Below are 13,382 nucleotides of genomic sequence, written 5' to 3'. Positions count from 1 at the left end.
AATGCTGAGCCTGACGACAGACTATCTGCAGCAACTGCTCGGCTCTTTTTGGTGGCCTTTCAGCCGTCTGCTGGGGGCTTTTCTGGTGATGCCCTTCCTCGGTTATATCCATGTTCCCTTGTTGGTGCGGGTATTATTGGCGCTGCTGTTGGCGGCGTTGATCATTCCGATACTACCGGCGGTACCCGTTCTCGATGCCCTCTCCTTCAGTGCCGTATTGCTAGCGCTGGAGCAGCTGCTTTTGGGCATGATGTTGGGGTTGTTTCTCAGCATCATGCTACATATTCTCAGCCTGCTGAGTACCATTTTGTCGATGCAGATGGGGCTCTCCATGGCGCTGGCCAACGACCCCGGCAGCAGTAGCAGTCAGCCTCTGCTCGGGCAGATGTTGGTGATGTATGGCACCCTGCTGTTTCTGGCACTGGATGGCCATCTGGTTGCCATCGGCATCATAGTGGACAGTTTTCGCCTCTGGCCCATAGGCAATGGCCTGTTTGGCCTGCCCTTAATGCAACTCATCGGCCAGTTTGGCTGGATGTTTGCCGCAGCCTTGATGCTGGCGCTACCAGCGGTGATGGCGATGTTGGTGGTCAACCTGACATTCGGGGTGCTCAGCCGCTCGGCGCCCTCTTTGAATATCTTCGCTCTGGGTTTTCCCATGACCATGATCATGGGGCTTTTCTGTGTCCTGCTGTCGTTCTCGACTCTGCCGGACAAATACAGTGACTTTTGCCTCGATGCGTTGTTTGCCATGCATCAGTTTTTGGGAGGGAGCCAATGAGTCAATCCTCCTCCCAGGATAAAACCGAAAAGGCCAGTAGTCACAAGCTGCGCAAGGCCAGGGAAAAAGGCCAGACGCCGCGCTCGAAAGATCTCGGCGCCTGCGTGTTGATGATTGCCGGCTCCATGCTGCTGAGTAGCAGCGGAGATTGGCTGGCGCAGCAACTGATGCAACAGGCAGAGCTGCATATGCTGGTCAGCCGCGAGAGCCTAGATACCCCGGGAATGATGCAAAACCATCTGGCGGCCGCCCTATTGGGAACACTCGAATTACTGGGGCCACTGTTTTTGATGATACTGCTGCTGGCCGCCATAGTGGGCGGTTTGCCCGGTGGCCATGTCTTCAACCTAGGCAATGCGGGCTTCAAGTGGAGTCGTATCGCCCCTTTGAGTGGTCTCAAGCGAATGTGCGGCACCCGCTCTCTAGTAGAGCTGGGGAAATCTTGCCTGAAAGTCAGTCTGCTCATCGGGATCATGTTGCTGTTTTTAAAGCATGATTTCGACCACTTGCTCCATCTGAGTCAACAAGACCTGTTGCAAGGCGCCACCACGGGGCTGCAACTGCTCAGCGACTATATCCTCTACCTCGGGCTCGGGATGTTACTGATCGCCTTGGTCGATGTGCCGTATCAGCTATGGCAGCACTACAAAGAGCTGAGGATGAGCAAGCAGGAGGTCAAGGATGAACATAAACAGATGGAGGGTAAGCCGGAAATCAAGGCCAGAATACGGCAACTGCAACAGCAGTTTGCCCGCTCCCGCGCCTCGGTCGCCGTGCCTCAGGCCGATGTGTTGATGGTCAACCCCAGCCACTATGCCGTGGCACTCAAGTATGACCCGACCCGGGCCGAGGCGCCCTTTGTGCTCTGTAAGGGCCGCGATGAAGTCGCCCTCTATATGCAGAAAATAGCCAAACAACACAGCGTTGAAATCTTAAGGATCCCACCGCTGACCCGCGCCATCTTCCACTCAACGGCGGTCGAGCAACAGATCCCGGCGGCGCTGTTCAAGGCTGTGGCCCATGTACTCAATTATGTGTTGCAGATCCAGGCCGCTCGCGCCGGACGCAAACCCATGCCGGCACCATTGCCGGAATTCCATATTCCACCTCACTTGCGACATGACTAAAGGATAACCCAATGAACTGGCTGCGATTACTGACTGCCAATAAGTCCCATGCCATGGTGCCATTGCTGCTGCTGACCCTGATGGCGATGATCATTCTGCCGCTGCCACCTTGGCTGCTGGATGTGATGTTCACCTTCAACATAGTGTTGGCCATCATGGTGTTGCTGGTGAGCGTGTCGATTCGGCGGCCGCTGGACTTCTCCATTTTCCCGACCCTCTTGTTGCTGGCGACCCTGCTACGGCTCACGCTCAACGTGGCCTCGACCCGGGTGGTACTGATCCGCGGCCATGAAGGCGGTGATTCTGCCGGTAAGGTGATCCAGGCGTTCGGTGAAGTGGTGATTGGCGGCAACTATGTGGTCGGCGCCGTGGTATTCCTGATCCTGATGATCATCAACTTTGTGGTGATCACCAAGGGGGGCGAGCGGATCTCCGAAGTGTCGGCCCGCTTTACCCTGGATGCGCTGCCCGGCAAACAGATGGCGATAGATGCCGATCTCAATGCCGGTCTGCTGACTCAAGAGCAAGCCCGGGACCGGCGTAAAGAGGTCGCCGCGGAAGCCGACTTCTATGGCTCGATGGACGGCGCCTCCAAATTTGTTCGCGGCGATGCCATTGCTGGCCTGTTGATCCTGGCGATCAACATCATAGGCGGTATCTGTATCGGCATCTTTATGCATGATCTCAGCGGCACCGAGGCGTTCAAGACCTATGCCCTGTTGACCATAGGTGACGGCCTGGTAGCACAGATCCCATCGCTGCTGCTGGCAACCGCCGCGGCGATAGTGGTCACCCGGGTGTCTGATGCCGAAGAGATGCCGGCCCAACTCAACGAACAACTGCTGGCCAATCCCAGGACCCTGGCGACGGCATCACTGGTGATGCTGATCATGGGTCTGGTGCCCGGCATGCCCACTTGGGTATTTCTCTGTGCCGCCGTACTCTTGGGCTTTGTCGCCTACAAGCAGTATCACGCCAAACCAGAAATACTGCCGCCGCCACAGGCCAAACAGGCGGGAGAGGCGCTGAGTGAACCGCCAGCCCCCAGTTGGGACAGCCTGCCCTATGTCGATGCGATAGAGGTCAAGCTGGGCTATCGTCTGGTGTCTCTGGTGGAGAAAGAGCGCGGCGCCGAATTGATGAAGCGTTTGACCGGCATTCGCCGCACTCTGTCGGAGCAGGCGGGTTATCTGCTGCCAGAGGTTAGGGTCAGAGATAATCTGGCGCTGAGTCCGACTCACTATCAAATCAGCATCATGGGCACGCTAGTGGCCACGGCAGAGTTGGATCCGGAGCGGCTGCTGGCGATTCGCGGCAGCAATGTCTTCGGTGAACTGGACGGTATCATCACCCGGGATCCTGCCTATAACATGGAGGCGGTCTGGATAGAGCAGGACAAGAAGGCCAATGCGCTGAACCTGGGCTACTCCGTCGTGGACAACGCCACCGTCATCGCCACCCATGTCGCCAAGTTGCTACGGGAGCGCATGGCCGAGCTATTGCAGCACGATGATGTGATTTCGCTCAATGAACGTCTGGCACGTCAGGCACCCAAGCTAGCCGAGTCTCTGAGCCAGGCGTTGTCGCCGATCCAGCAGCTCAAGGTCTACCGGCTACTGCTCAGGGAACAGGTTTCTTTGCGGGATATTTTGACCATAGGCACCACACTGCTGGACTGCAGTGAAAACAGTAAAGATCCCGTGCTGTTGGCAGCAGATGTTCGCTGCGCCTTGAGGCAGGCGATAGTACAGGGTATCTGTGGTGATGCGCCGCAGCTCAAGGTAATGACCCTGACTCCAGAGCTTGAGCGGCAACTGATGAGCGCCCTGAGTACCGCTCAGCAGCAAGGTAGTGTGTCGCTGGACGGTTTCCCGGTGGATCCGCAGCTATTGGCACAACTGCAGCAAAAAATGCCGCAGCTGTTGGCCGAGGCCAAGGCCGCCGGACACCATCCTATCCTACTAGTGCCGCCTCAATTGCGGCCACTGCTGGGACGCTATGCTCTGGCGTTTTCAAGAGGTCTTAATGTGTTGTCTTATAATGAGATTTCTGAGAATAAAGACATTATGGTCGCCGGTCAGTTGGGATAAATAGCCAGTATCGGTAACCACTAAATCGTTGTCATTTACCTTGAACTTATACTAAATTCCTACGAAATAACTGTGGGGAAAGTTCAGCTGATGAGAAGATTTGCCGGTTTACTAATATTGATATGCTGCAACTTTCCGCTTTGGGCAACTGAGCGGCCACAGGCAGAAAAAGGCATTCAGGAGCTGGCTTCGGCCAGCGCCATGCTAGTGGATCTGGAAACCGGGGAACTCCTCTATTCCGATAATCCGCAACAGGTGCAACCCATAGCCTCGATCACCAAACTGATGACGGCCTTAGTCACTCTCGATGCCAAGTTGCCGCTCAACGAGCGGATTACCGTGGATGTTAGTCAGGCCGAAATCATGCAAAACGTGGTGTCTAGGCTTCGTATCGGCAGTGAACTGAAACGCAAAGAAGCGCTGGCGCTGGCGTTGATGTCTTCTGAAAATCGCGCCGCCGCAACCCTGGCACATCACTATCCCGGCGGCTATCAAGCCTTTATCCAAGCGATGAATGCCAAGGCGGCAGAGCTGGGGATGACAGACAGCCACTTTGTCGAACCCACAGGACTATCGGAACAAAATGTCTCCAGCGCCAGAGACCTGGTCAAACTGTTGCAGGAGACTAAAAAGTATCCCTTGATAGGCGAGCTGAGCTCGGCGCCCAATCTCAGCGTTGCGTTTCGTAAACCCAGATATAATCTGGCGTTTTACAACACCAACCGACTGGTAAATAAACCAAACTGGCAGATCTCTCTCTCCAAGACAGGTTATACCGATGACGCCGGTCGCTGTCTGGTAATGCTGACCCAAATGGCCAAGCGGGAAGTCGCCTTTGTGGTACTGGACGCCTTCGGCAAGCTGAGCCATCTGGCCGATGCCAGCCGCTTAAAGAAGTGGCTGGAAACCGGCAAAATCAGTCCAGTTCCCCAAGAAGCACTGGACTATAAACAGCAAAAGCAAACAGAACGTCAGGCCTTGGCCGCCTCTCGTTAATATTCAGTAAACCGCGGTGACTCAGCGCAGGTTTTCACGCTTGCGTAGCCGCACCCGCAACAAGTTTTGTTATCATCCTCCCCCTTTAAAGGCCTTTGGCCTTAGCCGTTACTGAGTCAGGAAGATGCAGTCATTTAAAAAGCACACCCTTATCCCGCTGGATCCCCGGGATCCCCTCTCCATCAGCCAAGCACTGGCTCAATACCGGCAACAACTGCAGCAAGGTACTATTCTGCGCCAGGGCATGTTCGATATTGAATTTGTCGCCGTGACCGACAGCGGCAACCGCCGTCTGCAGATCGACGACCTGCAAGACTCAGGACTGCGCGCCCTACTGCAGGAAGCCCTGAGCCTGGGACCGGATGGCGAAGGGTTCATGCTGCCGCTACTCATCAGTGACGAGTGTGATCTCTACCTCTCTGAACCCTTGCTGTTCGCCATTGCCATGCAACACTCTCGCCTGACAGCCGAACTGCTGGCCACCGCCGAGGCCATGATAGACTTCGCCCGCAGGCACAATGATCTGCAGCGCATGTGGCTGGACGACAGCCGCATTTTCGGGGTCGAGGCCCTGTTTCTGCTGGCCAGACGCACACCCGAACTGGCCTGGCTATTGGCACGCTTCCTGATCCCCGCCTGGGACAATGTCTACAGCAATGGCTATGAGCAATATATGGCACGGCTGCTCGAACTCAATGGCTGGAGCCCGGATATGCTGCGGGCCTTTGTCTGGTGCGACAGTGACCATCTGCGCCAGGGCTTCTTCTACAGCGGCGAAACCGGCATTCAGAGTCATCAGCCTCTGGCCGACTTCCTCAAGCAAAATCCACAGCAATATCCTCTGTTCAAACAGCTGTTGAGCGAGCGTTTACTCAATAGCCCGAAACTGCTCGCCGCCGAAGACCGCCCACTCGGCAGAGTCGATGCCGTGCTGCATTTCTTTGTCAGCATGTATCCGATTGAGTTTGCCTGGTTTGAAGTTGAACAGAGCGAGGGGCTGGATACCCTGCTTGAAAGCCAGTTTATCCGCGCCAGCCTCGAAGAGGAGATAAGCGACCTGCGCGCCGCCATAGAGAGCCAGGCCAGTGGCGCGCTGGCCTGTTACAGATGCGGCATAACCGAGAGTGTTGAAACCGACGCAGATGAACAAGAAGGCAGCTATCAGGATGAGGACGATGAGCGGCCGGGCAGGCTGCTGCGTCTGTTAAAGCCATTGGTACTGGCGCAACCCCAAGGCGCGGCATTGTGGCAATATCTGCATGATGGCAGCCAATCCCAGGCGCTGGCGGCTCAGCAACCAATAGCATTAATTCCCGCCTGTAAGGCCAAAGCCCTGGGGCTCTATCACTATATAGTCGACTACTGCGTTACGGCAGAATCCAATCGACATATTGCCGAAGAGCTGAGCAGTATTCTCAGCGATAGCCGTTATGAACTGCTCTATGGTGATGAAGAAGATGTCGAAGCCTTTGCCGATATTTTGCCATCAAAGAGTCTACCGCAAAGGCAACAGCAGTATTTACGCCTGCTGGATATCTGGTTCGCTTGGCTTGGTAAACCCGAGCTGGAAGAGATCCGCGAAAACCTGGTCGACGATGAAGGACTGCTCGATGATGTCCAATATCTGCAGCGCTACGGCAACCTCAGTGACACCAGTGAGCAGGCGCTGCTCGAGGCGCAACTGGCTAAACTGCTGCAGCAATGGAACGACAAGCGCCAGGTCTACAACCGCCCCTTGTTGAACAAGACCCTGGCCTTATTCCGGCAACACCGCCAGCTTGCCAACCCGGATAACTGGCCACTGAGCCAAATGGAGCTCGGCCACTATGTGTTGCTGGCCTTCCTTTGGCAACAGGACTGTCTGGCCGGGTACCATGACGCCACCAGCCGGGCGCTGAGCGAGAGATTAAACGCTAATAGCCCTTGGGAACTGCTTGCCGGGCAAGTACTCAAACAGGCCGCAGACGATGCCAAGCCGCTCAAGGCGTTTATCTGTCGGCCCGAGTCCTCTCTTTGTGAGCTTGAGGCGCTGCAGCTGGCACAAGACCAGCTCTATCGAAGAGGGCGTGATAGGGTTGGCCGCCAATTGACCCTGGAGCCCATCAGTGACTTCCAGCCCAAATACCTATTGTTCGACAAACAAGACGGTTTTCGCCGCGGTGCCATGCTGTGCTATTTCCTGCTGGCCTCGCAGCACACTTTAACTCACTCCTCGGCTCAGCCAAATGAGCCGCAAGCGCCGGCACTCATACTGGCCCGGCGCCTGTGGCAATGGCTGCTGGAACTGGCGCCACTCAAGCTCTTGCACTATGCCGCCATGCCTTACAGTGACGATAATTTCGACCCTGAGTTTGACTCTGATACCGAGCGCCAGGGCTTTATCGGTAGCATGCAATCACTCGGCGTCAGTGAAGCCCTGCTGACAGTGTTTGACTTCCAACTGTCGCTGAGCAGCGGCGATGGCGATAACACCCTGCGCGCGCTAGCGCAGCTGAGCCAGTTGGCCCAGGCCTCATCGAGCCAGGCAGATCCACTGCTGCAGGCACTGAGACGACTGCCGGATAGAGAGAAGCTCAATGCCTTCGAACTGCTCGAGCTGCAATACCCCGAACAAGGCTTTATCCAACACTCCGAGCTGCAGCGGGAGTGGTCACTCTGCCTCGAGTATTTTATTCGCGACAACCTCAAGAGTTGGCAGCGGGTACTGGCTCAAGACTTTGATGGCCGCTGCCAGTTGCTGGAGCGGGGCATAAAGCAGCCTGTGGTTGCCGCGCCGCAACTTGTGGTTTGCGAGCAGGCCCAAGATGACAGATATGACTGGCTCAACGTCAGCCTGCTTCGGCGTCAGGGTGAAGAGTTGCAGGCATTATTGCTGACCCAAGCGATACCGCCGGAGGGCATGCCCCAAGGTGTTGCGGGCGAGGTGCTGCTGTTTGACGAGAGTGTCAGCGCCGAGGAGATCTTGGCGACATTCAAGGCCCTGTACTCGGTCGATGCCAGGGTCGCCTTGGTCAATGCTCGACTGCAAGCATACCTGAGTGGTGAACTGCCGCTGGCAGCCATGCAAGCCTGCCTGCAACGCCTGTTCGCCCTTGATGAGCTGAGTATCTACTCATCCTGCGAGCGTTATGACCTCAAGCAGTGCCTGTGGCTGCTTCCCACCCCAACCCGGCAGCGACTGCTGCAGCTCCTGCTTGACTATCAATTGGGATTTGAACTGTTCGATAAGCAGCTATTGCGGGCCTTTATGGCCGACAAGGTGCGCCGCGGCGACTGGCCAGCGGCGCGATACATAGACAGGAGATACCAGGACAGCGATGAGCTGCAAGAAGCCGCGCTGAGCTGGTTGCTGCAAACCTTGGAGCCGCTACGGCTTGAGCCGATGAAACTGCTGCGTTTTTGCCTCGGCAAGGGGGAATATGAGGCTCCCTGTGACTGGCTAGTCGCTCAACTGAGAAACGGCACGCTGACGCCCCTTATTACTCAGTTGACTGTCAATGAGAAAATCGAGCTGATCGATTGCCTGGAAGGCGACTATCCCGACGCGGCCGAGTTGCTCTCGGCGCTAGCCAACGATGGCTCCCGCCGGGTCAGAGATGCCATGGCAGGACTAGTCTAACTGTCACCCATGGTAAACAGTGAAGGGCGCGCAGAGACTCTGCATCGAATGGTCTCTGCCGCTCCCCTTCAAACTTCTGAATATGAGAGCATGTATCCGGCAAACAGGCTTGTTATCATCGCCGCCACTATTTCAAGGGTCTAGCCCGCACAGTAACTGAGTCAGGAAGATGCAGTCATTTAAAAAGCACACACTTATCCCGCTGGATCCCCAAGATCCCCTCTCCATAGCGCAAGCCCTGACTCAATACCGACATCAATTGCAGCAAAGCACTATTCTGCGTAAAGGGATGTTCGATATCGAATTTGTCGCCGCGACAGACAGCGGCAACCGCCGCCTGCAGATCGATGATCTGCAAGATTCAGGACTGCGCAGCCTGCTGCAGGAAGCCCTGAGTCTGGGCCCGGATGGCGAAGTATTCACGCTGCCGCCACTCATCAGTGACGAGTGTGACCTCTACCTCTCTGAACCTTTGCTGTTCGCTATTGCCATGCAACACCCTCACCTGACCCCCGAACTGCTGGCCACCGCCGATGCCATGATAGCCTTCGCCCGTTGGCACAACGATGTGTACAACATGTGGTTGGATGAAACCCGGATCTTTGGCGTTGAGGCCCTATTCCTGCTGGCTCGGCGAGCCCCTGAACAGGCCTGGCGGTTGGCGCACTTTCTGGTTGCCAACTGGGATAATGAAGACAGCAATGGTTATGAGCAATTCATGGCGAGGCTGCTCAACCTCAATGGCTGGAGTGAGGAGATGTTGCGAGCCTTTGTCTGGTGTGACAGTGACCGTTTGCGCCAGGGCTTTTTCTACTCGGATGAAACCGGCATACAAAGCCATCAGGCTCTGGCCGACTTCCTCAAGCAAAATCCGCAGCGATATCTCCAATTCAAACAACTGCTGAGTGAACGTTTACTGAGTTGTCCCAAACTGCTGGCAACCGAGTGGCGCACAACGGAGACTGACGATCCGGTGCAACTCTTTTTTATCAGCATGTTCCCTGCCGCTATCGACTGGTTTGACGTCCAGGAGAGTGAAGGTCTGGAGACGCTATTACAGAGCCACTTTATTCAGGCTCGGCTCAAAGATGAAATAGATACGCTACGCGCATCACTTGAACGCCAGGCAGATGGCCCTCTGGCTTGCCCGGCCGAGGGGTGGCAGCAAGATGCCGACGACAATGAGGATTATCGCCCCGGACAGATGCTACGCCAATTCAAGCCTCTGGTATTAGCGCAACCCCAGGGAGAAGCCTTGTGGCAATATCTGCAAGATGGCAGTCACCCTCAGGCTCTGGAGGCACAACGGCCGCTGGAGATACTCGCCGCCAGTCAGGCCCATGCCCCTCTGTTACATCAGCATATAGTGGATTACTGCGTTTGGGTTGAATCCAACCAACAGATAATCCATGACTTTTGGTTACTGACTTATGAAATGGCCAACGAGCTACTCGACAGTGATAACGAAGACGCCGCCGACTTTGCCGATATTTTGCCATCAGCGACCCCACAGCAAAGACAACAGCAGTACTTACGCTGGTTGGATATCTGGTTTACTTGGCTTGGCAAACCAGAGCTGGAGGATATACGTGAGCAAGTGGTCGATAAACTGCAACTGCTCGACCAACAGCAGTATCTCCAACGCTTCGGCAATCATTCTTAGCAAAGCGCTTGAGCGTTCCTCTTGAGGGACGCTGAGCTTAAAACTAACTCCCGGTGAAGCGGCGCCGGGCTCACTTCCGCAACAAAGGCAGCAGACGCTGGCGGATCTCTTCCGGGGTATCAGTTCGACTCTGCCTTACTTGTGCCCTCAAAGGACTCGTTCACCAAACACCTCACCAATACCACAGCCAGATATAGGCCAACGTAGAAGACGCTGCCTTAATCTGTACTTGGAAAACGCCGACTCACTCCCGTAGCAAAGGCAGCAGACGCTGACGGATCTCATCCGGGGTATCAGTTCGACTCTGCCTTACTTGTGCCCTCAAAGGACTCGTTCACCAAACACCTCACCAATACCACAGCCAGAATAGGCCAACGTAGAAGACGCTGCCTTAATCTGTACTTGGAAAACGCCGACTCACTCCCGTAGCAAAGGCAGCAGACGCTGACGGATCTCATCCGGAATAGGTCGACTCTGCTCACAGCTGTAGTCGTAGTGCACCAGGGTGGTCTTGGCTTCGGCGGTCAGCAGCTCTCCCTGCCAACTCTGTTGCAACACTTCGAACGAGCTGTTGCCTATGCGGCTGACCGAGGTCAATACTCTGACTTTCTTGCCGTAATAGGTAGGCGCCTTAAAGGCGATGGTGAATCCGGCCACAATCAGGTTCCAGTTGGTCAGATCCAGACCTGGGTTAAAGATTTCGAACACAGGCTCTCTGGCGGCTTCAAACCACACGGGCAGCACAGTGTTATTGATATGGCCCAGGCCATCGGTTTCATTGAATCTGGGTTGAATATCCAGGCTTAACGCTTCCATAGGGTATCCTATTGTTATTATTGTTGATTAAAACTCGCACTTGTCTTTGCCGGGCTTTAGCTTACCTTGAGGGTCAAACTGTTTGCCGCAAATTTTCTTGCCGTCCCGATACAGGGTTTCATAGCGGCCATCGTGATAGATGCCGATGACCACGCCATCGAAACGGGCACCATTGAAGTTGTAAACCTGTTCACCATTGATCATCCGGTTGTATACAGAGATCCTCGGCTCCTCCTTATGGAGCTTGCCATTGATGTAACGGCGTTCAACCATCTTGTTGGCCGCCGTTAGCTCCTGGCTCTTGAGCAGCCGTCCCTCCCGGTCATAACAGATATATTCCTGTTCATAACCGTAGCTGAGGCGTCTGAAGCAAGCATCCTGACCATCTTCATAGAAGCTGTGTTGCCAACCGCACAAGTTATTGGTGGTTGCCGCGCCGTCATAATCGCAATAGAAGTTGATCTCCTGCAACTGGCCGTTGCGGTGAAAACGATAGCCATCGCCTATGGATATCCCTTTTTCTGTGGTTCGAAAAGAGGAGATCCCATGAGGACTGAAACTGGCCTGCATTCCCTGATCCAACCCTTGACTGAAGTTTTGCAGGCGCTCCAGTTGCCCCTGTTTATCGAAGCGATACCAGCGCCCTTCGGCGCGAGCATCACGATACTGCTGCACCTCCAGCAGTTGCCCGTGCTCGCTGTATCGCAGAACCTGTCCCTGAAGGATCTCATACCAATGACCCTCTTTATCTTGGTAGGCCTGATAATCATACAAACTGCTCAGTTGACCATTTTCATGGAAATACAGCTGTTGGCCGTCTTGCTTACCCTGCTTGAACTGCGCCAGCTTTTTCAACTGACCATTGGCATAGAAGTAACGGCTCTGGCCATCAAGCTGATCGGCAAGATAATTTTCTTCCAGCAGCAGTTTGCCACTGTTATCCAGTCGCTGCAGTAGCCCCTGTTTCTTGCCTTGATGGTAATGGGTCCGCAGCTCAGATTCGCCATCCATCTCAACCCAGAGGCCATCTTTCAAGCCGTGGTCATAAGTCACCCTGTTGCCATCTTCAATCCAGGGGCCATGGCGTTTGTTGTCAAGGTACACGCCCTTGAGCCAGATTTTTGTGGGTGTCGGGTTGGCGTCACTGCCAAAATCGGCCAGAAGCTCCTCGTATTCACCATGCAATAAGCCATCTTTGTAGTTCGCAAACCCCAGCGACAGGGTTTCGTCATAGTCAGATTCCAGCTTCCACAGGCCCTGTTGCTTGCCGTCAACATACTGCCCCCGCCAGAACCTGGCATCGAAGTCAGCCTCTATCCACTCGCCCTGCTGCAAACCATTTTGATAGTCACCAGCGGCGTTGATACGGCCATTACGCGGATTGTAACTGGCCCAACTACCATGCAGCTTACCACCTTGATAATGGGCGCTCAGTGTCACGCTGCCCCAGGTACTACCGGAAGGAGTAAACCCCAGCAGCGGGCCACTGCGACCAGCCTCCCCCTCGATATCATCGCGCTGATAAGCCACTTCGGTCACCATAAAGCCTTCCGCTTCACCAATACCAAAGCTGAGCCGCTCCAAGCTGGCAGTCAGGAAGAATGCCGTCTGTCCCTCTTTAATACTGACGGGATACTTGAGCCGATAGGAGTACGCCTGCTCGGCACGCATCACCACTTGCCCCTCTTCATCCCGGTAACCCAAGAGTTGCCCGTCACTCTCCAGTGTGCCTTGTAGCAAGGCCCTGATATTGGCGTCATCAGTGGCGTCAATGTCGTAAGTCATCAAGTATTGTTGCGGCGGCCAACGCTTCAACTGTTTACGCACTTCGGCCACGGTGAAGTGTTTGAGGGAAGGTGTCAGCCGGTCAAGCCTAGGCTGCAGGCGCTGCAGCCACTGCCAATTGCTGTAGTCCCGGCCATATCCCCTGATGAAATGTTCTGAGCCGCTCTTGAGCATCACCAGCACTTCGCGCTGTTCATCACCATCGAGATCCTGATAGAACACGGCGACCACCTGAGTCGCTGCCGGGAAGCTGTCCAGTGTTTCACTGTCATTGTCACCCTTTATCTGGGCCAGCAGCTGCTCGCCATCCCGGAAGAAAGACAACTGCTCATTGTCTCCTGCCGGCAGTGTCAAAGGGCCGTGAGCCAATTCAGAGGCTGAAGAAAACGACGAGAATATCAGGAGGAACAAGCCTGTGAGCAAGCTTGGTTGGAATAGTCGTTCCATATACTGCTTCCTTGAGAAATAACCTTGGCAACCGGGCCAAGTTTGGGTGCCAATACTA

8 protein-coding genes are annotated in these 13,382 nt (G+C 55.0%); 6 read left to right on the top strand and 2 right to left on the bottom strand.

Annotation, left to right across the window (positions count from 1 at the left end):
* Window position 1 precedes the first annotated feature (1 nt).
* The 6 genes from fliR (at window position 2) to K5621_RS00545 (ending at window position 10,276) form a co-directional block, all read left to right on the top strand.
* Window positions 2-781 (top strand): flagellar biosynthetic protein FliR, encoded by a 780-nt coding sequence (gene fliR / locus K5621_RS00570; protein WP_221050186.1) that lies wholly within the window; start codon window positions 2-4, stop codon window positions 779-781.
* Window positions 778-1,908, top strand: coding sequence for a flagellar biosynthesis protein FlhB (flhB, locus tag K5621_RS00565; protein WP_100144431.1), 1,131 nt, complete (start codon window positions 778-780; stop codon window positions 1,906-1,908). Before fliR ends, flhB begins: the two co-directional genes overlap by 4 nt.
* A gap of 11 nt (window positions 1,909-1,919) precedes the next feature.
* On the top strand, window positions 1,920-3,998 hold the full coding sequence (gene flhA / locus K5621_RS00560; protein WP_100144433.1) for a flagellar biosynthesis protein FlhA: 2,079 nt from the start codon (window positions 1,920-1,922) through the stop codon (window positions 3,996-3,998).
* Between the two features lie 90 nt (window positions 3,999-4,088).
* Window positions 4,089-4,994, top strand: a complete 906-nt coding sequence (pbpG, locus tag K5621_RS00555; RefSeq protein WP_221050185.1) for a D-alanyl-D-alanine endopeptidase — start codon at window positions 4,089-4,091, stop codon at window positions 4,992-4,994.
* 124 nt (window positions 4,995-5,118) lie between these two features.
* Complete coding sequence (locus K5621_RS00550; RefSeq protein WP_221050184.1) at window positions 5,119-8,613, top strand: hypothetical protein; 3,495 nt, start codon at window positions 5,119-5,121, stop codon at window positions 8,611-8,613.
* A 169-nt stretch (window positions 8,614-8,782) separates the two neighbouring features.
* Window positions 8,783-10,276, top strand: coding sequence for a hypothetical protein (locus tag K5621_RS00545; RefSeq protein ID WP_221050183.1), 1,494 nt, complete (start codon window positions 8,783-8,785; stop codon window positions 10,274-10,276).
* 417 nt (window positions 10,277-10,693) lie between these two features.
* Here K5621_RS00545 and K5621_RS00540 read toward each other — a convergent pair whose 3' ends face one another.
* Both K5621_RS00540 and K5621_RS00535 read right to left on the bottom strand, forming a co-directional pair.
* The gene (locus K5621_RS00540) at window positions 10,694-11,092 is read right to left on the bottom strand and encodes an acyl-CoA thioesterase (protein ID WP_221050182.1); all 399 of its coding nucleotides are present in this window, start codon (window positions 11,090-11,092) and stop codon (window positions 10,694-10,696) included.
* A 27-nt stretch (window positions 11,093-11,119) separates the two neighbouring features.
* Entirely contained in the window at window positions 11,120-13,324 is a 2,205-nt protein-coding gene (locus K5621_RS00535; RefSeq protein ID WP_221050181.1) for a toxin-antitoxin system YwqK family antitoxin, read from the bottom strand.
* Window positions 13,325-13,382 lie beyond the last annotated feature (58 nt).

The organism is Shewanella carassii (assembly GCF_019670705.1).
Lineage (GTDB): Bacteria > Pseudomonadota > Gammaproteobacteria > Enterobacterales > Shewanellaceae > Shewanella > Shewanella carassii.
This window is presented reverse-complemented; position numbering and strand designations above follow the sequence as displayed.

Excerpts from the sequence above, each read along its gene's own strand:
- fliR (WP_221050186.1), top strand. The coding sequence starts at position 2 with ATGCTGAGCCTGACGACAGACTATCTGCAGCAACTGCTCGGCTCTTTT.
- flhB (WP_100144431.1), top strand. The coding sequence starts at position 778 with ATGAGTCAATCCTCCTCCCAGGATAAAACCGAAAAGGCCAGTAGTCAC.
- flhA (WP_100144433.1), top strand. The coding sequence starts at position 1,920 with ATGAACTGGCTGCGATTACTGACTGCCAATAAGTCCCATGCCATGGTG.
- pbpG (WP_221050185.1), top strand. The coding sequence starts at position 4,089 with ATGAGAAGATTTGCCGGTTTACTAATATTGATATGCTGCAACTTTCCG.
- K5621_RS00550 (WP_221050184.1), top strand. The coding sequence starts at position 5,119 with ATGCAGTCATTTAAAAAGCACACCCTTATCCCGCTGGATCCCCGGGAT.
- K5621_RS00545 (WP_221050183.1), top strand. The coding sequence starts at position 8,783 with ATGCAGTCATTTAAAAAGCACACACTTATCCCGCTGGATCCCCAAGAT.
- K5621_RS00540 (WP_221050182.1), bottom strand. The coding sequence starts at position 11,092 with ATGGAAGCGTTAAGCCTGGATATTCAACCCAGATTCAATGAAACCGAT.
- K5621_RS00535 (WP_221050181.1), bottom strand. The coding sequence starts at position 13,324 with ATGGAACGACTATTCCAACCAAGCTTGCTCACAGGCTTGTTCCTCCTG.